We start from the raw sequence: 21,009 nt of genomic DNA, 5'->3' as shown, positions 1-21,009 counted from the left end.
TTTTCTTCAAAAACGTGCGCCTAAAGTCTAGCATCTGTCTCTGTAAAGTCTACTTGACGGCGCGCCTTTACTATTTTGGCAGTTTGGAATGCTTTGGAAGTTAAATAAGTGGTAAACCCGGAAGCGCCACCCCAGGAAAAACTCGGCACAAAGTTGCGTGGAAATCCGGCACCGAAAATATTGGCCGAAACCCCAACCACAGTCCCCGTATTGAACATGGTATTGATTCCACATTTACTGTGGTCTCCCATCATGAGCCCGCAGAATTGCAAACCGGTTCGGGCAAAACCTTCGGTTTCATAGCTCCACAAACGCACTTCTTCGTAATTATTTTTCAGATTGGAGTTATTACTGTCCGCACCAATATTACACCATTCGCCCAAAACGGAATTGCCAAGAAATCCATCATGGCCTTTATTGGAATAGCCCATCAAAACCGAGTTGCTCACTTCGCCGCCAATCACCGAATGCGGTCCAACTGTAGTCGCACCATACACTTTTGACGCCAGTTTCACTCTTCCGAACTCGCATAAGGCAAACGGGCCACGAATTACGGAACCTTCCATGATTTCAGCATTTTTACCGATGTAGATGGGTCCGGTTGAGGCGTTTAAAGTGACGAATTCCAGCTTGGCTCCTTCTTCTATGAAAATGTTTTCGGGAGCAATTACGTTTACGCTTTTGGGTATGGGCTGCGAGTGTCTGCCTTCTGTGATTAATTCAAAATCTTCGCGCAAAGCAGCATCATTTTTGGCAAATATGTCCCACGTATGTTCAATTTTCAGGCAGTCTTCCTGATACTCTATGATTTCATAACTATCGAAATCTATTTCATCTTGTGTATCATTGGTATAAAAAGCAATGACTTCTTCTCCTTTGAAAATGGCTTGATTTTTTTCTAAACTGATTACCATTTCAGCCAAAACATCATTGGGCAAAAAAGAAGCGTTAATCATGACATTATCTTCCATTTCCACCATCGGAAATTTTTCAGACAGGTATTCTTCTGTTAGTGTTGTGGTGGTATAACCTAAATGCTTTTCCCATTTTTCGCGTATGGTCAAAATACCGACGCGAATTTCGGCAACTGGTCTGGTAAAAGTAAACGGAAGTAAAGCATTGCGAACTGTTCCGTCAAAAAGTATGTAGTTCATTTTAGTAGCTTGTTATAAGATGTGTGCCAAAGTTACAAAGTTTATGGCATAAAAAAACCACTCATTTTCATGAATGGTCTTCCTAAAATTTGAACACTGAAACTACTATTTTGCGTGTTTCGCGTATTTAGTTTTGAATTTATCAATACGTCCTGCTGTATCGATAAGTTTAGACTTACCTGTGTAAAAAGGGTGAGACGTTCTAGAAATCTCCATTTTGAATACTGGGTATTCAACACCTTCGTGTGTAATGGTTTCTTTAGTTTCTACTGTAGATTTAGTGATAAAAACATCGTCATTCGACATGTCTTTGAAAGCAACTAATCTGTAATTTTCCGGGTGAATTCCTTTTTTCATGATAAATCTTTGTTATTGTTATGAAGTAGTTCGTTTTGAAGCTTCCACTCTAGAAGGTATAAACTGGCTACGACTTTTAATTAATTCTTTTTTTAATTTGAGTGTGCAAAAATACAACTTTTTTTCAAAAATCAAATCAATATGTAACTTTTTTTAAATGTTTCGCACTTAATATTGAGTAATAACGGAATTACTTATATTTGTTAAATAATTAAAACCAAAAATCATGAACTCTATTATTAAGAAAAACGGAATCACATTCGGAGTGGTTACAGGATTAGTTTCAGTACTCATCACTACTTTAATTTACACTATTGATTTAAAACTTTTCACTTCTTGGTGGGTTGGCGTGTTAAATATAGCTATCTATATCGCAATCGGAGTTTATCTTTTGATAAAAACAAAAAAGGAAATAAACGGTCTATTCTCTTTTAAAGATGCGTTTACCACGTATTTTATATCGGCGGTAATTGCTATATTGATCGGGGTAGCATTCAATATTGTTTTGTTTAATTTTATTGATCCTGCTGCAAAAGACACCATTAAGGAACTAACCATAAAATTTGCCGTTGAAATGATGCAGAAATTCAATGCACCAACGGAAGCCATTAACCAAGCCATTAAAGACATGCAGGCCAACGACCAATTTTCTATCGGTCAATTGTTAAAAGGTTCTATTTTCAGTATTGCATTTAGTGCTGTTTTTGGACTAATTTTGGCAGCCATTTTCAAAACAAAATCGAATCAAGGATTATAGATGAATTTATCCATAATAATTCCGCTTCTGAACGAGCAGGAATCTTTACCCGAATTACACCAATGGATTGTCAAAGTCATGACAGCCAACAACTATTCCTATGAAGTCATTTTCATTGATGATGGGAGTACCGATGATTCTTGGCAAATTATTGAAAATCTTTCCAAAGAAAACCCCAATGTTAAAGGCATACATTTCCTGAGAAACTATGGGAAATCACAAGCTTTGCATGCTGGTTTTGCCAAAGCCCAAGGCGATGTTGTCATCACTATGGATGCCGATTTACAGGACAGTCCTGACGAAATTCCGGATTTATATAACATGGTCCTGAATCAGAATTTCGATTTGGTTTCCGGTTGGAAAAAGAAGCGTTATGACTCTGTGGTTTCCAAAAACCTGCCTTCCAAATTATTCAATTGGGCCGCCCGAAAAACATCCGGCGTACACTTGAACGATTTCAATTGCGGATTAAAAGCCTACAAAAGCGTAGTCATCAAAAACATAGAGGTTTCGGGAGAAATGCATCGCTATATTCCTGTACTGGCCAAGAATGCCGGTTTTGGTAAAATTGGCGAGAAAGTAGTCATCCACCAAGCCCGAAAATATGGAGAATCCAAGTTTGGCATGAGCCGTTTCATCAATGGTTTCCTCGATTTGATTACCATTTGGTTTTTATCCAAATACGGCAAACGTCCTATGCACCTATTTGGTGCGCTTGGCGTAGTCATGTTTATCATCGGATTCATTTCCACTTTTTTAATCATCGCAATCAAACTGTTGAAATTGTTTGTATTCCATGAAGCGACCATTTTAGTGGCACAAAATCCACTTTTCTATATTGCCTTAACCGCCATGATCATTGGTTCTCAATTATTCTTAGCCGGATTTTTAGGTGAAATTATTCTTCGCACCAAAAACAATGAAGAACGTTATAAAATTTCCAATGAAGTGAATTTGTAATTCAAAGTAAGCTTCCCACAAGTTAAATTATTTTTAAAAATGCATATCGAACAAAACATATTAGACAAAGTAAACGAATGGCTTACACCAGCTTTTGACGTTGACACCCAAAACCAAATCAAGGAAATGATGACTACTTCTCCAAAGAATCTGGAGGAAAGTTTTTATAAGAATTTGGAATTCGGAACCGGCGGTATGCGCGGTATTATGGGCGTTGGTACCAATCGTATTAACAAATATACTTTGGGCAAAAACACTCAGGGCTTATCTGATTATTTAAAAAAATCATTTCCCGGAGAACAACTAAAAGTAGCTATTGCTTATGATTGCCGCCACAACAGTGATACTTTGGCAAAAGTGGTAGCCAATGTTTTTTCGGCCAATGGCATTAAAGTCTTTTTGTTTTCAGAAATGCGTCCGACACCGGAATTATCCTTTGCCGTCAAACACTTAAACTGTCATGCCGGAATTGTATTAACAGCCTCTCACAATCCACCGGAATACAATGGTTATAAAGTTTATTGGCAAGATGGTGGGCAATTGGTTCCGCCTCAGGACGGCGAGATTATCAAAGTGATTGAAGACTTAAAATACAGTGAAATTCAATTCGAAGCCAACGAAAGTTTAATCGAATATATAGATGTGGCTGTGGACAATGCTTTTATTGATTCCACTGTTGCTAATGCCAGTTTCAATACTTCGGCGGAAGCCCGTAAAAATTTAAAAATCGCTTATACCTCACTGCACGGAACTTCCATTAAAATGGTTCCGAAAGTACTGGAAAAAGCTGGTTATACCGATGTAAACATCGTTCCGGAACAAGCAGAACCGAACGGAAACTTCCCAACCGTAGTTTCCCCCAATCCGGAAGAACCGGAAGCGTTGACTATGGCACTGGCACTGGCTGATAAAATTAATGCCGATATTGTTTTCGGTACTGATCCCGACAGCGACCGTCTTGGTGTTGCCGTTAGAGACAACCATGGCAAAATGATTTTACTCAACGGCAATCAAACGATGACCGTGATGACGCATTATCTTTTGGAACAATGGCGCAAAGCCGGGAAAATTCAAGGAAAAGAATTCATTGGTTCCACTATCGTTTCCACTCCAATGATGTTGGAATTGGCTTCGGCTTATAATGTGGAATGCAAAGTGGGTTTGACCGGATTCAAATGGATTGCCAAGTTTATCAAAGATTTCCCGGAACTGAAATTCATTGGCGGTGGCGAAGAAAGTTTTGGTTTTATGGTGGGTGATGCCGTTCGCGATAAAGACGCCGTGGGTGCTATTTTACTGATGTGCGAAATTGCCGCTCAAGCCAAAGAAAAAGGCAGTTCGGTGTATAAAGAATTACAGCAGATGTTTGTCGATTTCGGTTTCTATAAAGAACATTTGATTTCGATTACCAAAAAAGGCATCGAAGGCGCTAACCAAATCAAGCAAATGATGATTGACATGCGCGAAAAACCGGTTTCTGAAATCAACGGACAACGCGTGATTATGGTAGAAGATTATGAAAATTCTACTGCCAGAAATCTGTTGACCAATGAAATGGAAACGTTATCCGTTCCTAAATCAGACGTGTTGATTTATTATTTAGAAGACGGTTCTAAAATTTGTGCCCGTCCAAGCGGTACCGAACCTAAAATCAAATTCTATTTCAGTGTGAATACTGCGATTGAAAGTTTGGACGAAATTCCGGCAGCCGAAGCCCATTTGGATGCCAAAATCAAAACTATAATTTCTGAAATGCAGTTGAACTAATGAGTAGTTTTACCAAAATAATCCCTTACCTCAAGCCGTATAAAAAGTACGCTTATCTGAACATCTTCTTCAATATTTTGTATGCTTTGTTCAGTACACTTTCCTTTATGGCCTTGATACCTATGATGCAGGTATTATTTGATCAAACCAAAAGAAACACGGAAAAACCGGTCTTTGAAGACATTGCTCATTTTAAGCATTACCTGGAAGATTTTCTTAGCTACTATATCACAACTACCACCGATGAAAGAGGAGTAAGTTTTACTCTTGCCATAATGGTAGCCATTATCATTTCGATCTTTTTACTAAAAAACCTGAGTGATTATTTCGCTATGTTTTTTATTAACTTTTTACGAAACGGTATTATGCGTGACCTGCGTAATGCTATTTACCAAAAAACACTGGAGTTACCACATGCCTTTTTCTCAGAAAAAAGAAAAGGCGATTTGATTTCCCGTATTTCGAGTGATGCCAACGAAGTACAAACCTCGATGTTAGCCATGCTGGAGCTGATTGTTAAAGAACCTTTAACGATACTGTTTACCATTATCATGATGTTTACCATCAGTACCAAACTGACATTTTTTGTTTTTATTTTTATTCCGGTTTCCGGTTATATTATTTCCTTGATTGGGAAACAACTGAAACGAAAATCAACCCGTATGCAGGAAGAACAAGGAGTATTCCTTTCCACTATAGAAGAGACGCTTGGCGGACTTAAAGTGGTGAAAGGATACAATGCGGAAGGGTATTTCAACAAAATGTTTCAAAATTCTACTAACCGATTTTTCAATCTATCCGTAAACATCGGCAATCGTCAGAACTTGGCTTCTCCCGTGAGTGAGTTTATGGGGATCATGGTCATTGCTATTTTACTTTGGTATGGTGGTAATATGGTTTTAATTGAAAAGACGCTTAACGGCGCCGCTTTCATTGCCTACATGGGACTGGCCTACAACATCCTTACGCCTGCCAAATCCATTTCTAAAGCTTCTTACAGTGTCAAACGCGGTACAGCAGCAGCCGACAGAATTATGGAAATCCTGGAACAGGAAAACCCAATTGTAAACAGCAAAGACGCCGTTCAAAAAGACAGTTTTGACAGTGGCATTTCCATAGAAAACATCAACTTTAAATATGAAGAAGAAAATGTTTTAAAGCACTTTTCGCTTCACGTTCCTAAAGGAAAAACAGTGGCTTTGGTAGGACAATCCGGTAGCGGCAAAAGTACGATTGCCAACTTACTAATGCGTTTTTACGATGTAAATGAAGGCAAAATAACCATTGACAACATCGACATCAAAGCGATAGACATGAAGTCATTAAGAGATTTGATGGGATTAGTTACGCAAGACTCTATTTTGTTTAACGACACCATAAAAGCCAATGTTGCGCTTGGCAAACAAGATGCTACAGATAAAGAAATTATTGAAGCGTTAAAAATTGCCAATGCATTTGAATTTGTGAAAGATTTACCGGAAGGCATCTATACCAATGTTGGCGATAGCGGAAACAAACTATCCGGCGGCCAAAAACAAAGATTATCCATTGCCCGTGCCGTATTGAAAAATCCACCGATTATGATTTTGGACGAAGCTACTTCGGCTTTAGACACCGAAAGCGAGAGACTAGTGCAACAAGCTTTGGAAAACATGATGCAGAACAGAACTTCGGTGGTGATTGCGCATAGACTTTCCACCATTCAAAAAGCAGATGTTATTGTGGTAATGCAAAAAGGGGAAATTGTTGAACAAGGTACCCATGACGAACTTTTAGCCAAAAATGGCATGTATTCTAAATTGGTTTCGATGCAATCATTTGAGTAAACAAAATGTATAAAAACAATCCAAATATTAAATTACCTGAAGATCCTGATACGGTAGTTTGGAAATATTTGGACTTGTCAAAATTTCTGGACTTACTGCTTTCGCAGCAATTGTTCCTGTCGCGCTCCGATAAATTTGAAGACCAATACGAAGGCACTTTCAGCGAACCTACGTATGAGGAAATCAAAAAACTCTCCGAAAACAATCCTGAATTTTTAGCGTATTATAAAACGCATCGCGAGAAAGTCGTGGTGAGTAGTTGGCATATCAACGAATACGAATCGTTTGCCATGTGGCAGATTTTTACACAAAACAGCGAAGGCTTAGCCATTCAATCCACCATCGGTCGTTTGCAGAAAGCGTTGGAAGCCGAAAAGAATTTCAAGCAATACATCGGCGAGGTGAATTATATCGATTACAAAAAGGAGTACATTCCGTTTGACGATATGTTTTTCCCTTTTTTGTTTAAGCGAAAAAGCTTTCAGTACGAGCGTGAAGTGCGCATCATTGCTGACCTTTCTTCGGAAAACATTAAAATAAATGACGGTTTGAAAATTGATGTAAACATTTGCCAACTGATTGAAAAAATCTACATTCATCCCAAATCAGAAAACTGGTATAAACGTTTGGTGATAGAATTGGTTTCAAAACTCGGCTTTGATTTTGAAATCGAAAAATCGGATTTAGAAAGTGATATCCTGATTTAAATCGGTTTGTATTCCTGTACTTTCCAGTCTTTATCCAGCAGGTTTACGAAGTGATACTGCAAGTTATCTTCGGCATCAAATTCCCCGTTTTTATTGGTATCTTCAATAGTTCTGAAATACAACAGGTGTTTAGCTTCTACCATTTTCCAATCGATTAACTCGTGAAAATCAGCTGAAAGTTTGGTGAATTTTTGTCCGGAAATGGTACTGATGTACAACGATTTGATATCGCTGTTGTCTAATTTCCCGTCTTTGTTGGTATCCATATCAGCCAGCGAATAGACTAACAATTGCTGCTTGGTTTTATCGGCAAAAGTCTTCAGATAAGTAGCGGTTTCAATCAAAATCGGTTTGTCAGTCAGAGCGTAAATGGTGTCCTTCCCTATTTCCTGAAACTTCAGGTTTTTCAAATATCCTGTGATTTGGTATTCGCCATAATTGGAAACGGTAAAACTCGTTTCTTCGTCAGTATTTCTGAATTCATTGGCCGATTTTCCATTTTTTTTGTAGTAATTCAAATCGCCAATCGGATGAATTAAATAATTCGTTCCCTCCATGTTGATAGGCAAATCAGCCACTTCCACCTGTGATGTATCCACCGGAACGACTGGTTTCGTTTTAGAAGTGGCATCGTAAGTAACTTTAGGTTTTTCTTCTTCCTGCTTTTTGCAACTGGCAAAAAACACCACAAGAATCACTGCTATATAAGGAAGGTTTTTTTTCATTTTACTAAAATTGGACTCTCAAAAATAGTGAATTATTTCTACAACTTCGCAGTCAGTTTTATATTAAAAACTCGTGTAGTCATGTAGTTTGGAATTCCGTATTGGTTTTTGGTATACACATCGCGCACCCAAGTATTGGTAATCGCATTTTGATTGTTGAACAAGTTGAAAATCTCAAATCCAACAGACAAATCCTGGAATTTCTTTAACCAATGACCATTCGGTCTTTCGTTGTTTTTTTCGGTCAAAACATAAGAGAATCCCACATCGGCACGACGGTAATCGCGCAAACGCGTTTGGTAATCATAGGAATCGGCATAAGAAGGCGAACCTCCCGGAAGCCCTGTATTATAAACTAAGTTCAAATACAATTTCATATTCGGAATGTTTGGCATATAGTCTTGGAACAGGATTCCGAATTTCAAGCGTTGATCCGTTGGGCGGGCAATGTAGCCTCTGTCGTTTTGATTTTCTTCGGTTTTCATATAACCAAAACTCAGCCAGGATTCCGTTCCCGGAACGAATTCTCCATTCAGTCGCATATCCAATCCGTAAGCATAAGCTGTCGCATCATTATTGGCGCGATAACGAATCCTAACGTTCTCAAGCGTATACGTATTGACATCCGTCATGGTCTTATAATAGGCTTCCGTCACCAATTTGAACGGACGATTATTCATTTTGAAATTGTAGTCATTGCTCAATACAAAATGAATGGATTGCTGTGCTTTTACGTTTGGATTGACAACGCCATCCATATCTCTTAGCTCACGATAAAACGGTGGTTGGTGGTAAAAACCGGCAGCAAATCGGAAAACCATGTCTTTTTCCCAATCGGGTTTTAAAGATAATTGTACTCTCGGACTGAAAACAGTTTGGGTTTTACCGGTAGCAATGCCATCGCCTGATACTACCCAACTGTGAAAACGCGAACCTGCGGTAATCCACAGTTGATTTTCACCTAATTTCGTTTTGGTACTCCATTGAGCATACCCCGAAAATCGGTTGATATCAACAAAATTGGTAGCTCTCACATTTTGATACGGAACCAATGGTCCTACATAAGGATTGTACGGCTGGTCATTGTGTGGCAAATTGATAATCGGTGGATTGATAGAGAATCCGGCAGAATCAATAACTTCCCATTCCACTATACGATCGCGGATGTTTTCACGGGTGTATTTGAATCCCCACTCTATTTGTTGTTTTTTGTTGTTGATTTGGTGTACGCCTTTCACTTCGGCATTGAAAATCAAAGCATCTAAGTCGTTACGAGCGTGGTTGAGTTGCTCGCCAATACCGCGATTGTAGGTTACTTGTCCCAGTGTTTCCGAACCGATATTGGTATCCACATCGCCCAAATAATAAGCCGCCAAAATATCGAAATATTCTTGTTCCTGAGTGTGATAAACAGAAGTGATTAGCTTATATGTATTGTTATCATTGGCTGAAAAAGTAGTTTTAAATGCTCCGAAAAGGGTCTGGTATTTGTCATTTTCCTGCCCTTCGTAGAAAACCTGCAATGCAATTGGTTCGTCAATGGTTCCAAAATTAGTTTGACGGGTTAAGGGCTGGTAGCTGTATTTGTTTTGAGAAGCATTTCCTAAGAAACTATACTGCCATCTTTTATTGGGAGTGAAATTCACATTGGTTTGCACATCAATAAACGTCGGATGGTAATTGGTGGATGTTTCCTGGCTGTTTACTAAAAGTGAATTGTCTCTGAAACGAACTCCGGTAATGGCAGACCATTTTTTGTTTTTGGAAATGCCTTCTCCGGTTAAACTTCCGCCTAGGAAACTCGCTTCGGCAGTGATGCCATATTTGGTTGGTTTTCTGTACGTAATATCCAAAACCGAAGATAATTTATCGCCATACTTTGCTTGAAATCCACCAGCAGAAAAGTCGACATTCTGCACCATATCGGTATTGGTAAAACTCAATCCTTCCTGTTGTCCGGAACGAATTAAGAACGGACGATAGACTTCTATTTCATTAACATAAACTAAGTTTTCATCGTAATTTCCGCCGCGAACGTTGTAACCAGAACTCAACTCGTTGTTGGCATTGACACCGGCAAACGTTTTTAAAACACTTTCGACACCGGGCATGGCACTAGGGTTTTTGCGAATCGTTTCGGGCTCTATAGAAGTGATTCCCTGAACACGCCTCTTATTGCTGGTGATTACCACATCACTCAATTGCTCTGCTTTATCAGTCATTACCACATGCCATTCTAAATTTTCATTTGGCTTTAGCTGAAAAGTAGCGGTAATCTTTTTTAAGGAAGTATGTGTGAAGACCAATACCACTTTTTGATTAGCCGGCACCGTAATTTCGTAGAATCCATTGGCATCGGTTGTAACGGATTTGGTTTGATAGCTAACGTTGACATCTGCAACCGGTTTGTTGTTTTCATCGAGCACCACTCCGGCCACTTTGGCGGTTTGGTTTTGAGCAAATGCGATGATACTTATAGTAAAAAAAAGGAGCGTGAAAAGGTATTTATTTGTTCTCAAACTGTATGATTAAGGTTTTTGACTTCTAAAAAATTGTGTTTCAAAGATAGTAGAATTTCCAACATTATCCGTAACGACGACTTTTAAATCGTTTTTCCCTTCGGCTACAATGCCATCGGCAAAGCGGTGGATGAGTTTTTTGGTTTTGCTTTCGTATTCCAACAAAATCCATTGGCCGTTCAGATAACCATCGTAACTTTTGATTCCTGACAAATCATCGGAAATGGTGAATTGCAGTTCGTTTTGATTGCTAATCCATTTGCCACCGATTTTTTTGTCGATTTTTATTTTGGGTGGCATCCCATCTCTTACTAACTTATAATCTCCCAAATATTTGGTATAAATAGTAAACGAATTTTTCGTTCTTTTAGTATTGTAGAAGTTTATTTTTTTACCGTCAACCAAACCAATAAACATTTTTTCTCTGTCTTTTTGAGGTGTAAGGCTGTCTTCAAAAGTGACTGAAAAATTGGTAAAAGCTGGCACTAAATCGTCATGAATTTTAGCCATTCCGTTTTTGACCTCAAAATTCATGTAGAAATCATCCAAAAAAGTATTGGCCGGCATGGAAACCGTTACATTTTCCAGAGCAAAAATATTATCCTTTTGGGCTTTGACCAAATATTTTGAAGTAATGGGTTCTTCCTGCACTTTGGCAGGTAAATTTGAATACTGAATCGGGATGAATATTTTGGTGATATTTTCATTAAAATCGGCCACTTCAATGCGATAGGTTTGAAAAAAATTAGAAGCCACTGTTATCATTCCGTTATCGATGCCCGGTTTTATAATACTGAGCGGATAAGTATTTTTCATGAATAATTTCTGCACTCTTTGTCCTTGTTTTTTATAGCGAGTATAATCAATCAAAGCATTCACATAACGGGTTTCATCAAAAGCAAACGTATCGAATTGATAACTGAAATCGTATTTCCCGTTTAAAAAAGTCTGCACTCTGTAAATCCCGTTAGCATTCCAGGAAACATTATCATAATCAACTGCCGTGATGCCAAAGCCAATTTTGCCGCTGGCCAAGACACTTTCGGCTATGTAACTTCCGTCATCCTGCAACGCTAAATTGACGCTGATGGGTCTTTTGGATTGATTCACCACCGAATTTTCATCCAAAGGATAAACCAATAAGCTGGTGACCAAGGGGCGTTTTTCATCAGTGATAACAGCGTCAAAGCCAAAATACATGGGATTGATGATTTTTTCGGATTGAGTGTCCCTAATTTCAAAATGCAAATGCGGCCCATCCGAACCTCCTGTATTTCCTGAAATTCCGATGACATCTCCTTTTTTTATCATCAAATCCGTCGGATTAAAAGCAACATCAATTTCATACGATTTAGCTTTGTATTGCTCTTTTTTAATAAGTTTTTCAACTTCGCCAAAGCCGGATTGCAAATGCCCGTAAACCGAAGTATAGCCGTTGGGATGGGTAATGTAAATGGCTTTTCCGTAACCAACTTGTGAAATTTTTATTCGGGAAACATAGCCATCGGCAGCGGCATAGACATTGAAACCTTCTTTCTGTTGTGTTTTAAAATCAAAACCGGAATGAATGTGATTGGGACGCAATTCACCGAAATTTCCGGCAAGCTGCAGCGGTATATCAAGAGGAGAGCGAAAATAGTCTTTCGGGTATTGATTTTGCCCAAATCCGGTGGTTGTCAGAAAAAATATAAGCCAAAAATATCTCATAAAAGATTGTTTTAGCTAAGATACAAAAAAGTGCGTAAAAAATTACAAGCGCTGCTTTTTTTCCTAACTCATTAAAAAACAAAATATTATAATTTCGTTTAAAAAAGAAATAAATAATTGACAAAACTATTGTGCAAACAAAATAGAATCCTAACTTTGTGAAGTAAGTAATGAACAAAACATTTCATGAGTGAAATTGCCGAAATAATTGATTCTCTTGAAAATAGAATTGAAAAACTTTTTACAAAAATAGAGAGTTTAGAAAAAAATTCTATTGGATTAAAAGCGGAATTAGAAAAGGCAATGACAACGATTCAAAAACAATCTGATGAGATTGTCACTTTGAAATCTGAATGCGAATCACTCAAAATGGCGAATTCATTATTAGGCGGTGAAGAAAACAAACGAGATACCAAGCTTAAAATAAATTCATTAATTCGAGAGATAGATTACTGCATTGCGCAGTTATCAGACTAAAAACATGGATGAAAAGCTTAAAATAAAATTATCAATTGCTGACAGAGTGTATCCGTTAACGGTAGACCTATCACAGGAAGAAGGGCTGCGAAGCGCTTCAAAAAAAATTGATGCGATGATTAAGCAATTCGAAGAAAACTATGCGGTTCGCGACAAACAGGATGTATTGGCCATGTGCGCTTTACAGTTTGCTTCGCAAGTAGAACAAAAGCAAGTCGACAATTCCATTGATGGGACAGAAACTCTGGAAAGATTAAAAAAAATCAATGATTTATTATTCGAATATCTCGAAAAGAAATAACGTTCTTAGCATAGATTACAATACCGCCTACATTAGATTTTAATTGGTAAACTCAACACTAACAATTTAGAATGAGCCAGTCATCGTTACTAAAGCATGCCACTTTTATCGTGGATCCTTGACCAGCGAGTTAGCTCAAAACTTGTCCTTACGAGTTTATGCATTCACCTAATGTAGGCTTTTTTTATATATAAACACTAACAAAAAAATGGGAACTACATTAATTATAATTGCGTTAATCGCAGGTATTGCCGGAGGTTTTGGAGTTGCAAAATTCCTTGAAAAAAGCAATGTCTCCAACATGGTTAAAAACGCCAAAAAGGAAGCTTCTTCCATCTTGAGAGATGCGAATGTGGAAGCAGAAAACATTAAAAAAGACAAATTACTTCAGGCCAAAGAGAAGTTTTTGGAACTAAAATCGGAACATGAAAAAGAGATTTTAAACAAAGACAAAAAGATAGCCGAAGTAGAGAAAAGAACCAGAGACAAAGAATCTCAGGTTTCAAACGAATTGGCGAAAGCGAAAAAAGTAAACGACGATTACGAAGCCAAAACCAATGAGTATGCTTCAAAAATTGAGTTGTTAGACAAGAAGCAACAAGAGCTTGAAAAGTTACACAAAAGCCAGGTGGAGCAATTGGAGGTTATCTCCGGACTTTCGGCTGAAGATGCTAAAGAGCAATTGGTAGAAAGCTTAAAAGCAGAAGCCAAAACCAAAGCGATGTCGCATATCCAAGACACGATTGAGGAAGCTAAATTAACCGCACAACAAGAAGCTAAGAAAGTCATCATCAACACCATCCAACGTGTCGGAACGGAAGAAGCTGTGGAGAATTGCGTATCTGTGTTCAACATTGAATCGGATGATGTAAAAGGAAGAATCATTGGTCGTGAAGGAAGAAATATCCGTGCGCTGGAAGCAGCAACTGGGGTTGAAATCATTGTGGACGATACTCCGGAAGCTATCATCCTATCTTGTTTTGATCCGGTGCGAAGAGAAATTGCCCGTTTGTCATTGCACAAGTTAGTAACTGACGGTAGAATCCACCCAGCCAGAATTGAAGAAGTAGTTGCTAAAACTACCAAGCAAATAGATGACGAAATCATTGAAGTAGGAAAACGTACGGTAATCGACTTAGGAATTCACGGTTTACATCCGGAATTGATTAAAGTCGTGGGAAGAATGAAATACCGTTCTTCATATGGTCAAAACTTACTACAGCACTCGCGCGAAGTTTCTAAACTTTGTGGTATTATGGCCGCCGAATTAGGCTTGAATGTGAAATTGGCCAAACGCGCCGGTTTACTACACGATATTGGTAAAGTGCCGGACACGGAAAGTGATTTACCGCACGCTTTATTGGGAATGCAATGGGCTGAAAAATATGGTGAAAAAGAAGAAGTTTGTAACGCTATCGGAGCGCACCACGACGAGATTGAAATGAAATATTTAATTTCTCCAATCATTCAGGTTTGTGATGCTATTTCAGGCGCTAGACCTGGTGCCAGACGTCAAGTGTTAGATTCTTACATCCAACGTTTGAAAGATTTAGAAAACATTGCTTTTGGCTTTAATGGTGTTAAAAATGCTTACGCCATCCAAGCTGGTCGTGAATTGCGTGTGATTGTAGAAAGCGAAAAAGTAAGTGATGAAAACGCTGCTAATCTTTCGTTTGAGATTTCACAAAAAATTCAAACCGAAATGACTTATCCGGGTCAAGTGAAAATTACAGTAATCCGAGAAACCAGAGCAGTAAATATTGCTAAGTAACTCTCTACTACTATATAAAAAAGGCGACCAAATGGTCGCCTTTTTTATGTTAGAAATATAGTTTTAATCATTTCGCTAGTCATTGGTTTAACGAAGTAATTTTCAATAACATCTTTAAATTCTTCAATCCTGTCTTCATTAATAGAACTATCGGAAGAACTTACAACATAGATAATGATTTCACTGGAAATATCTTTTTGTATCTCTTTGAATTCCTCCAAAAATTGCCAACCATCAAGAACCGGCATGTTAATATCCAACAAAATTAAATCGGTACTATTACTCTTTTTTTTGAGTTTTGATTTTAAATGATGCAAAGCATCATGCCCATTCTCGAAAAAAGACATATTTACCTGGATATCATTTTTTTCAAGTAACTTTTTGATAATAAAGTGGTGCACTTTATCATCATCTACAACTAATAGGTTGTTGAACTTCATTTTAAAAACAGATTTGGGGATTATTGTTTTTTTTGTGAGCGCAAATTACCAAAAAAAACCGACAAACTACTTTTTTCTCGGATGAAAAGTAGCCATGACTTGTGTTAAATATTTTCTATCTAAGTGCACATAGATTTCCGTGGTGGTAATTGACTCATGCCCAAGCATCATTTGAATAGAGCGCAAATCAGCACCGTTTTCTAATAAGTGCGTAGCAAAAGAATGGCGTAGGGTATGCGGGCTTATATTCTTGGCTAAATTAATTTTTACGGCTAATGTTTTGATAATGGTAAAAATCATAGCTCTGGTAAGTTGTTTCCCTCTTCGGTTTAAAAACAAGGTGTCTTCAAATCCTTTAGCAATAATGAGATGGGTTCGAATGGTATTTTTATAGCTTTCGATATACTTTTGAGTAGCTTTGGCTATGGGAACAAAACGTTGCTTATTGCCTTTTCCTGTAATTTTAATAAAGCCTTCGTCAAAAAACAAATCTGATATTTTTAACGTGATGATTTCCGAAACCCGAAGACCACAGCCATACAAGGTTTCCAGCAATGCTTTATTTCGCTCTCCTTCAGGAGTTGATAAATCAATAGCTGCTATCAAATTATCAATATCGTCTACCGAAAGAGTATCCGGAAGTTTTCTGCCAATTTTTGGTGCCTCTATTAATTCCATAGGATTATCAGAGCGGTAATCTTCAAAAATCATATAGGAAAAAAAACTCTTTAAACCCGAAATAATCCTGGCTTGCGAACGGGCATTGAGCTCTTTGGACACACCATAAATAAACTGTTGAATCGTTTCTTCATTTATTTTTTCCGGAGTAACAGTTATATTATTTTCATCCAAAAAACCACACAGGCGTTCTAAATCAAAAGTGTAGTTATCAACGGTATTTTTTGACAAACCACGTTCAATTTTTAAATAGGATTGAAAACTTGTTATATAATTTTTCCAGCTCATACCACAAAGAAACGAAATGATTGGCAATAAAAAAACCACGCCAATAGCGTGGTTTTATCAATATGATTTTTTTTTAGATTAGAATCTGTATCCTAAACCGATGTTGAAAGAAACATTTTTCACATTACCACCAGAACCACTATCATCAATGTTTGCTAAACCTAAGTTGTATCTAGCATCAAACATTAGACCTGATTCTAACTCATAAGCAGCACCAATACCTAAACCATAGTCTAGTGATTTTGCTTGATCTTTAATATCATCACCACCAGCTTTGAAAGCCAATTCTGGGCCAGCTTGCAAGTTCAAACCTTCCATGATGTAATACTTAGCCATGATAGGAATTCTTAAATAGTTCAATTTGTTGTCTTTAGCTCCTTCAATAGAGTACAACAATTCTGGTTGTACGTGGAAAGTTTCAGAAACTGAAAAGTCAACTAAACCTCCAATGTAAAATCCTCCGTTTGCTTTTAATCCACTAGGAGTATCTCCTGTGAAAGTTGAGTTAGTATAACCCGCTTTTACACCAAATTTCATGTCACTGCTTGACCCGCCTTTTTTGTCTTGTGCATTGGCAAAAGTTGCAGCCATTACTACCGCAATTGTTAAAATAATTTTTTTCATGTTTTGTTTACTTTTAAAATTAGTAAGACAAAAGTATCATTTATAAGTTATCTTACAAATTATATCGGTATTTTTCGTTAAATAGCAAAAAAAACCACGCCAATGGCGTGGTTTAATTTTATTTAAGGCTTAAAATTAGAATTTGTAAACCAATCCGAAGTTGATATCAGATAAATCTACACCCAATTTGAAATCTGTTGAAGTTTCAGCACCAGTAGAATCAGCTTTAGCTGAAGCATAGCTTAACATTCCCCAAGTAGTTTCTAAAGCGAAGTGATTAGAAACGAAGTAGTGGAAACCAGGTCCAACTGCAATTCCAAATCCATTAACTTTTACATCAGCCGCATCATATTTAGTAGATGAATAACCTACTACAGCTTGACCGAATGCAGAAAATTTAGAAGATGGAGTGAAGTAGTATCTACCCATTGCTTGAAAACCAAAAGTGTTTACTTTAGATTTGCTAGAAGCTTCAGTAGCTTGTACACTTGCATTAGAGATAGTTAAACCTAAACCTAAAGCAATGTTTTCAGATACGAAGTAACCAACAGCAGGAGAAAATGTAAAACCATCTTCTTTGTAGTTTCCAGCTGAAGTGTATTTAGACGAGCTCAAACTGAATGAACCAGTTGCAAATACATCTCCTTTAGAAAAACCTTCAGAACCTTCTTTTTTGTCTTGTGCATTAGCAAACGATAAAGCGAATACTGCTGCAAGTGTTAAAATAATTTTTTTCATGTTTGTTTAATTTTAAAATTAATACAACAAAAGTATATTTAATAGTATTTACGGTTTTAAAGGGCTCAGTTGAGTTGTCAACAATTTTATTAACAAAATAATTCTGTAACTTACTCAAAAACAAAAGAATAATAAATTATCCACAACAACACCTAAATAGGGCTTCCTCAGAAAACCCAAATAATCACACTATTTGAAGTTGATTTCCTATAAACAATCAATATTTGGCAGCATATTCAACTCTCAAAGATTATTTATACATTTACATAAACCTAAAAATGTATGAAAATTATAATACTAAACGGCCCAAACCTCAACTTATTGGGCAAAAGGGAACCGGAAATATATGGCAGTCTGTCGTTTGACTCTTTTATCAAAGATTTGAAAAGAAAATATTCCACCATAGACATCAGCTATTTTCAAAGCAATATAGAGGGTGAACTGATTGACAAATTACAGGAAGTTGGTTTTTCATACGATGGCATCATACTTAATGCCGCCGCTTACACACACACCTCTGTTGGTATAGGCGATGCCGTAAAAGCCATCACCACGCCTGTTATTGAAGTGCACATATCAAATACATTTTCCCGGGAAACATTTCGCCACCAGTCTTTTATTTCCCCAAATGCCAGAGGTATCATCATTGGCTTTGGCTTAAAAAGCTACGAATTGGCCTTACAATCCTTTTTATAAAAATTCATCCTTAGTATATGTTTCAAAAAAAAATACTCGCTCTTCTATGTTTAGTAGTAACCATTAGTTCTTATGCTCAAATAAAAGGAACTGTTGCTGACGCCAATGGAAAACCATTACCCTTTGTAAATATCTTCGAAGAGAATACCTATAGAGGCACCACAACAAACGATCAGGGAAAATTTGAATTGAATATCAAAATCCCCGGAACGCATAGTATTATTTTTCAATACCTGGGATACAAAACCATCAAGCGAATAGTGGAGCTGGATAAAACACCCGTTGTATTGGACATAGTCATGCAGGAAGAAAACATTACCCTGAATGAAGTAGTCATTAATCCGAAAGACAATCCGGCGAATGAAATCATCAGAAACGCCATCAGAAACAAAAAAGACAACTCTGAAAAAACAGCACACTACAAAGCCGACTTCTATTCTAGAGGCATCATTAGATTAAAAGACGCTCCCAAAAAAATCATGGGGCAGAAGTTTGATTTCTTTGATGAAATATTAGACTCTACCCGAAGCGGCATTATTTATCTGTCGGAAACGGTTTCCCGAATCACCTTCCAAAAACCGGATAAGATGAAAGAAGTCATCGTGGCTTCCAAAGTGAGTGGCAATGACAACGGTTTTAGTTTCAACAACGCGGCTTCGGTAAATTTTGATTTCTATGAAAATTACCTGCCGTTTGAGATTAATGTTGTCTCTCCTATTGCTGACAATGCTTTCAATTATTATAAGTATCAATTTGAAGGCTCCTTCTTTACCGAAAACCGCCAGCAGATTAACAAAATAAAGGTCATACCGAAACGCGACAACGAACCCGTGATGGAAGGTTACATTTATATAGTTGATGATTCTTATGCCATTTATGCCACCGATTTATCCATCAAAGGCAATCAGATGCAGACTCCGGTTATTGACAACTTAACCTTAAAACAAAGCTTCAGTTATAATGCCACCAATAAAATTTGGGTCAAAAATACTCAGACGCTCGACTTTGTAGCCGGCATGTTAAGCATTAAAGTAAACGGCCGTTTTACTTATGTCTATTCTAATTTTGAATTTGAAAAGGAGTTTGCCAAAAAAACTTTCACCAATCAGGTGCTGTCGTTTGAAGACAATGCCAATAAAAAGGAAGATGCCTTTTGGAACACCATTCGCCCAGTGCCATTGACCGAGGAAGAAACAACCGATTACCAAAAGAAAGACGTGTTGCAAACCAAAAAGAAATCGCAACACTATCTGGATTCCATCGATGCCAAGCACAATAAATTTAAACCAATGGATGTTATCAGTGGCTACAGTTATAAAAATTCATTTAAAAAATGGTCTGTCAATTATGACGGTCCGCTTTTATCAACTTCGTTTAACACGGTTCAGGGCTGGAGAATCAATGCCGGTTTGTCGTACTTCAAGCGCAACGAAGAAAAAAGAAGCTTCACCAGCATCGGCACCCGATTTGACTACGGTTTTTCGGAAGAAAAGATAAGAGCCACTTTCAATTTCGCCCATAAATTCAACAACACCAACAAAAGTTTATTATCTATAAACGGCGGAAGTATGGTGAGCCAATTCAACAGCAACAATCCTATTTCTAACCTGGTCAATTCGGTGAGCACCTTGTTCTTTAAAAACAATTTCATGAAGTTGTATGAAAAGAATTTTGCCGCCCTTTGTTTCGAAAGAGAAGTGGTGAATGGCATTCATTTATATAGCAACGTGGAATATTCCGAACGAAAGCCACTGTACAACACCACCGATTTCACGGTTATTAAGAGTGATGACTTATACACTTCCAACAATCCGCTTTCGCCTAATGATGAAACCTCAGCGGCAATAAGCAAACACAATTTGGTTAAAACCAATGTTGCCCTTCGCTTTAATTTTGGTCAAAAATACTTATCAAGACCCGATGGCAAATACAACATTCCAAATGATGCTTATCCAACGCTGACATTGGGGTATGAGAAAACTTTTGCCGCCACCGATAAAAACTACGAATATGATTTTGTTTCCGGAAAAGTGGGCTATGATGTGACGCTTGGCAACAAAGGCTTTCTGCAGCTGAATGTAAAGGGTGGAAAATTCTTCCAGGCCGATAACATTTCGTTTGCGGATTACCGCCATTTCAACGGAAATCAAACGCACATTGGGCAATCGGAAAATTATACCAATGTCTTTAATCTTTTGCCTTATTATGTGGCCAGCACCAACGATAGTTTTTTCGAAACCCATATCGAGCACAATGACAAAGGCTATTTTATGAATAAGATTCCGTTGCTGAAATACCTGCAATCGCAATTGGTTTTAGGCTTTCACAACTTGGCGATTCCGGACAGAAAACCATATCAGGAATTCTCCGTTGGTTTGGATAATCTGGGTTTTGGCAAATACCGATTGTTGAGAGTGGATTACCTTCGCTCCTACCAGAATGGCTATCAGGGTGATGGAATTATTTTTGGTTTGAAATTCTTGAATGTGTTGGAATAACTATTTCACAAACACATCA

Annotated in this window: 19 protein-coding genes and 1 other RNA gene; 11 read left to right on the top strand and 9 right to left on the bottom strand. The window is 37.6% G+C overall.

The window, feature by feature from the left end:
* Nucleotides 1-20: 20 nt before the first annotated feature.
* Both V7D82_RS05475 and V7D82_RS05470 read right to left on the bottom strand, forming a co-directional pair.
* Nucleotides 21-1,154, bottom strand: coding sequence for a GlmU family protein (locus V7D82_RS05475; RefSeq protein ID WP_333599966.1), 1,134 nt, complete (start codon nt 1,152-1,154; stop codon nt 21-23).
* A 105-nt stretch (nt 1,155-1,259) separates the two neighbouring features.
* Complete coding sequence (locus V7D82_RS05470) at nt 1,260-1,511, bottom strand: type B 50S ribosomal protein L31 (protein ID WP_333599965.1); 252 nt, start codon at nt 1,509-1,511, stop codon at nt 1,260-1,262.
* A gap of 226 nt (nt 1,512-1,737) precedes the next feature.
* Between V7D82_RS05470 and V7D82_RS05465 the strand changes: the two genes are divergently transcribed.
* From V7D82_RS05465 to V7D82_RS05445, 5 genes are read left to right on the top strand one after another with little or no spacing between them, the layout of a single operon-like run.
* A complete protein-coding gene (locus V7D82_RS05465; RefSeq protein WP_333599964.1) occupies nt 1,738-2,268 on the top strand; it encodes a DUF4199 domain-containing protein in 531 nt (176 codons plus the stop codon).
* Nucleotides 2,269-3,228 carry a glycosyltransferase family 2 protein gene (locus tag V7D82_RS05460; RefSeq protein ID WP_333599963.1) on the top strand — a complete coding sequence of 320 codons (960 nt, stop codon included), beginning with the start codon at nt 2,269-2,271 and terminating at the stop codon, nt 3,226-3,228.
* A gap of 39 nt (nt 3,229-3,267) precedes the next feature.
* Nucleotides 3,268-4,995 carry a phospho-sugar mutase gene (locus V7D82_RS05455; protein ID WP_333599962.1) on the top strand — a complete coding sequence of 576 codons (1,728 nt, stop codon included), beginning with the start codon at nt 3,268-3,270 and terminating at the stop codon, nt 4,993-4,995.
* Nucleotides 4,995-6,821 carry an ABC transporter ATP-binding protein gene (locus tag V7D82_RS05450; protein WP_333599961.1) on the top strand — a complete coding sequence of 609 codons (1,827 nt, stop codon included), beginning with the start codon at nt 4,995-4,997 and terminating at the stop codon, nt 6,819-6,821. Before V7D82_RS05455 ends, V7D82_RS05450 begins: the two co-directional genes overlap by 1 nt.
* Nucleotides 6,822-6,826: 5 nt before the next feature.
* A complete protein-coding gene (locus V7D82_RS05445) occupies nt 6,827-7,528 on the top strand; it encodes a hypothetical protein (protein ID WP_333599960.1) in 702 nt (233 codons plus the stop codon).
* Here the strand turns inward: V7D82_RS05445 and V7D82_RS05440 are convergent.
* The 3 genes from V7D82_RS05440 to V7D82_RS05430 are packed head-to-tail and all read right to left on the bottom strand — an operon-like array spanning nt 7,525 to nt 12,479.
* Nucleotides 7,525-8,253: a hypothetical protein gene (locus tag V7D82_RS05440; RefSeq protein WP_333599959.1), complete on the bottom strand. Its 729-nt coding sequence runs from the start codon at nt 8,251-8,253 to the stop codon at nt 7,525-7,527. The two genes, V7D82_RS05445 and V7D82_RS05440, sit on opposite strands and share 4 nt — an antisense overlap.
* A gap of 38 nt (nt 8,254-8,291) precedes the next feature.
* On the bottom strand, nt 8,292-10,772 hold the full coding sequence (locus V7D82_RS05435) for a TonB-dependent receptor (protein WP_333599958.1): 2,481 nt from the start codon (nt 10,770-10,772) through the stop codon (nt 8,292-8,294).
* A 9-nt stretch (nt 10,773-10,781) separates the two neighbouring features.
* Nucleotides 10,782-12,479: a M23 family metallopeptidase gene (locus tag V7D82_RS05430; protein WP_333599957.1), complete on the bottom strand. Its 1,698-nt coding sequence runs from the start codon at nt 12,477-12,479 to the stop codon at nt 10,782-10,784.
* Between the two features lie 186 nt (nt 12,480-12,665).
* On the opposite strand from V7D82_RS05430, the gene V7D82_RS05425 reads away from it, so the two are divergent.
* The 4 genes from V7D82_RS05425 (at nt 12,666) to rny (ending at nt 15,028) form a co-directional block, all read left to right on the top strand.
* A complete protein-coding gene (locus tag V7D82_RS05425) occupies nt 12,666-12,956 on the top strand; it encodes a hypothetical protein (RefSeq protein WP_333599956.1) in 291 nt (96 codons plus the stop codon).
* 4 nt (nt 12,957-12,960) lie between these two features.
* Nucleotides 12,961-13,257 carry a cell division protein ZapA gene (locus tag V7D82_RS05420; RefSeq protein WP_333599955.1) on the top strand — a complete coding sequence of 99 codons (297 nt, stop codon included), beginning with the start codon at nt 12,961-12,963 and terminating at the stop codon, nt 13,255-13,257.
* Between the two features lie 50 nt (nt 13,258-13,307).
* Nucleotides 13,308-13,415, top strand: a non-coding RNA gene (gene ssrS / locus V7D82_RS05415) — 6S RNA.
* 50 nt (nt 13,416-13,465) lie between these two features.
* Nucleotides 13,466-15,028, top strand: coding sequence for a ribonuclease Y (gene rny, locus V7D82_RS05410; RefSeq protein ID WP_333599954.1), 1,563 nt, complete (start codon nt 13,466-13,468; stop codon nt 15,026-15,028).
* Nucleotides 15,029-15,072: 44 nt separating this feature from the next.
* Here rny and V7D82_RS05405 read toward each other — a convergent pair whose 3' ends face one another.
* From V7D82_RS05405 to V7D82_RS05390, 4 genes are all read right to left on the bottom strand, one after another.
* Nucleotides 15,073-15,468: a response regulator gene (locus tag V7D82_RS05405; protein WP_333599953.1), complete on the bottom strand. Its 396-nt coding sequence runs from the start codon at nt 15,466-15,468 to the stop codon at nt 15,073-15,075.
* Nucleotides 15,469-15,534: 66 nt separating this feature from the next.
* A complete protein-coding gene (xerD, locus tag V7D82_RS05400) occupies nt 15,535-16,434 on the bottom strand; it encodes a site-specific tyrosine recombinase XerD (RefSeq protein ID WP_333599952.1) in 900 nt (299 codons plus the stop codon).
* Between the two features lie 78 nt (nt 16,435-16,512).
* Nucleotides 16,513-17,058: a porin family protein gene (locus tag V7D82_RS05395; RefSeq protein WP_333599951.1), complete on the bottom strand. Its 546-nt coding sequence runs from the start codon at nt 17,056-17,058 to the stop codon at nt 16,513-16,515.
* Between the two features lie 135 nt (nt 17,059-17,193).
* Nucleotides 17,194-17,796 (bottom strand): outer membrane beta-barrel protein, encoded by a 603-nt coding sequence (locus tag V7D82_RS05390; RefSeq protein WP_333599950.1) that lies wholly within the window; start codon nt 17,794-17,796, stop codon nt 17,194-17,196.
* A 282-nt stretch (nt 17,797-18,078) separates the two neighbouring features.
* On the opposite strand from V7D82_RS05390, the gene aroQ reads away from it, so the two are divergent.
* Complete coding sequence (gene aroQ, locus V7D82_RS05385) at nt 18,079-18,492, top strand: type II 3-dehydroquinate dehydratase (protein ID WP_333599949.1); 414 nt, start codon at nt 18,079-18,081, stop codon at nt 18,490-18,492.
* A gap of 17 nt (nt 18,493-18,509) precedes the next feature.
* Nucleotides 18,510-20,990, top strand: coding sequence for a DUF5686 and carboxypeptidase regulatory-like domain-containing protein (locus tag V7D82_RS05380; RefSeq protein ID WP_333599948.1), 2,481 nt, complete (start codon nt 18,510-18,512; stop codon nt 20,988-20,990).
* The last annotated feature ends 19 nt before the right edge of the window (nt 20,991-21,009 follow it).

It is taken from the genome of Flavobacterium sp. (assembly GCF_036741995.1).
Lineage (GTDB): Bacteria > Bacteroidota > Bacteroidia > Flavobacteriales > Flavobacteriaceae > Flavobacterium.
This window is presented reverse-complemented; position numbering and strand designations above follow the sequence as displayed.

Bases quoted from the DNA above. Each gene is read 5' to 3' on its own strand.
- V7D82_RS05475 (WP_333599966.1), bottom strand. From the start codon at position 1,154: ATGAACTACATACTTTTTGACGGAACAGTTCGCAATGCTTTACTTCCG.
- V7D82_RS05470 (WP_333599965.1), bottom strand. From the start codon at position 1,511: ATGAAAAAAGGAATTCACCCGGAAAATTACAGATTAGTTGCTTTCAAA.
- V7D82_RS05465 (WP_333599964.1), top strand. From the start codon at position 1,738: ATGAACTCTATTATTAAGAAAAACGGAATCACATTCGGAGTGGTTACA.
- V7D82_RS05460 (WP_333599963.1), top strand. From the start codon at position 2,269: ATGAATTTATCCATAATAATTCCGCTTCTGAACGAGCAGGAATCTTTA.
- V7D82_RS05455 (WP_333599962.1), top strand. From the start codon at position 3,268: ATGCATATCGAACAAAACATATTAGACAAAGTAAACGAATGGCTTACA.
- V7D82_RS05450 (WP_333599961.1), top strand. From the start codon at position 4,995: ATGAGTAGTTTTACCAAAATAATCCCTTACCTCAAGCCGTATAAAAAG.
- V7D82_RS05445 (WP_333599960.1), top strand. From the start codon at position 6,827: ATGTATAAAAACAATCCAAATATTAAATTACCTGAAGATCCTGATACG.
- V7D82_RS05440 (WP_333599959.1), bottom strand. From the start codon at position 8,253: ATGAAAAAAAACCTTCCTTATATAGCAGTGATTCTTGTGGTGTTTTTT.
- V7D82_RS05430 (WP_333599957.1), bottom strand. From the start codon at position 12,479: ATGAGATATTTTTGGCTTATATTTTTTCTGACAACCACCGGATTTGGG.
- V7D82_RS05425 (WP_333599956.1), top strand. From the start codon at position 12,666: ATGAGTGAAATTGCCGAAATAATTGATTCTCTTGAAAATAGAATTGAA.
- V7D82_RS05420 (WP_333599955.1), top strand. From the start codon at position 12,961: ATGGATGAAAAGCTTAAAATAAAATTATCAATTGCTGACAGAGTGTAT.
- rny (WP_333599954.1), top strand. From the start codon at position 13,466: ATGGGAACTACATTAATTATAATTGCGTTAATCGCAGGTATTGCCGGA.
- V7D82_RS05405 (WP_333599953.1), bottom strand. From the start codon at position 15,468: ATGAAGTTCAACAACCTATTAGTTGTAGATGATGATAAAGTGCACCAC.
- xerD (WP_333599952.1), bottom strand. From the start codon at position 16,434: ATGAGCTGGAAAAATTATATAACAAGTTTTCAATCCTATTTAAAAATT.
- V7D82_RS05395 (WP_333599951.1), bottom strand. From the start codon at position 17,058: ATGAAAAAAATTATTTTAACAATTGCGGTAGTAATGGCTGCAACTTTT.
- V7D82_RS05390 (WP_333599950.1), bottom strand. From the start codon at position 17,796: ATGAAAAAAATTATTTTAACACTTGCAGCAGTATTCGCTTTATCGTTT.
- aroQ (WP_333599949.1), top strand. From the start codon at position 18,079: ATGAAAATTATAATACTAAACGGCCCAAACCTCAACTTATTGGGCAAA.
- V7D82_RS05380 (WP_333599948.1), top strand. From the start codon at position 18,510: ATGTTTCAAAAAAAAATACTCGCTCTTCTATGTTTAGTAGTAACCATT.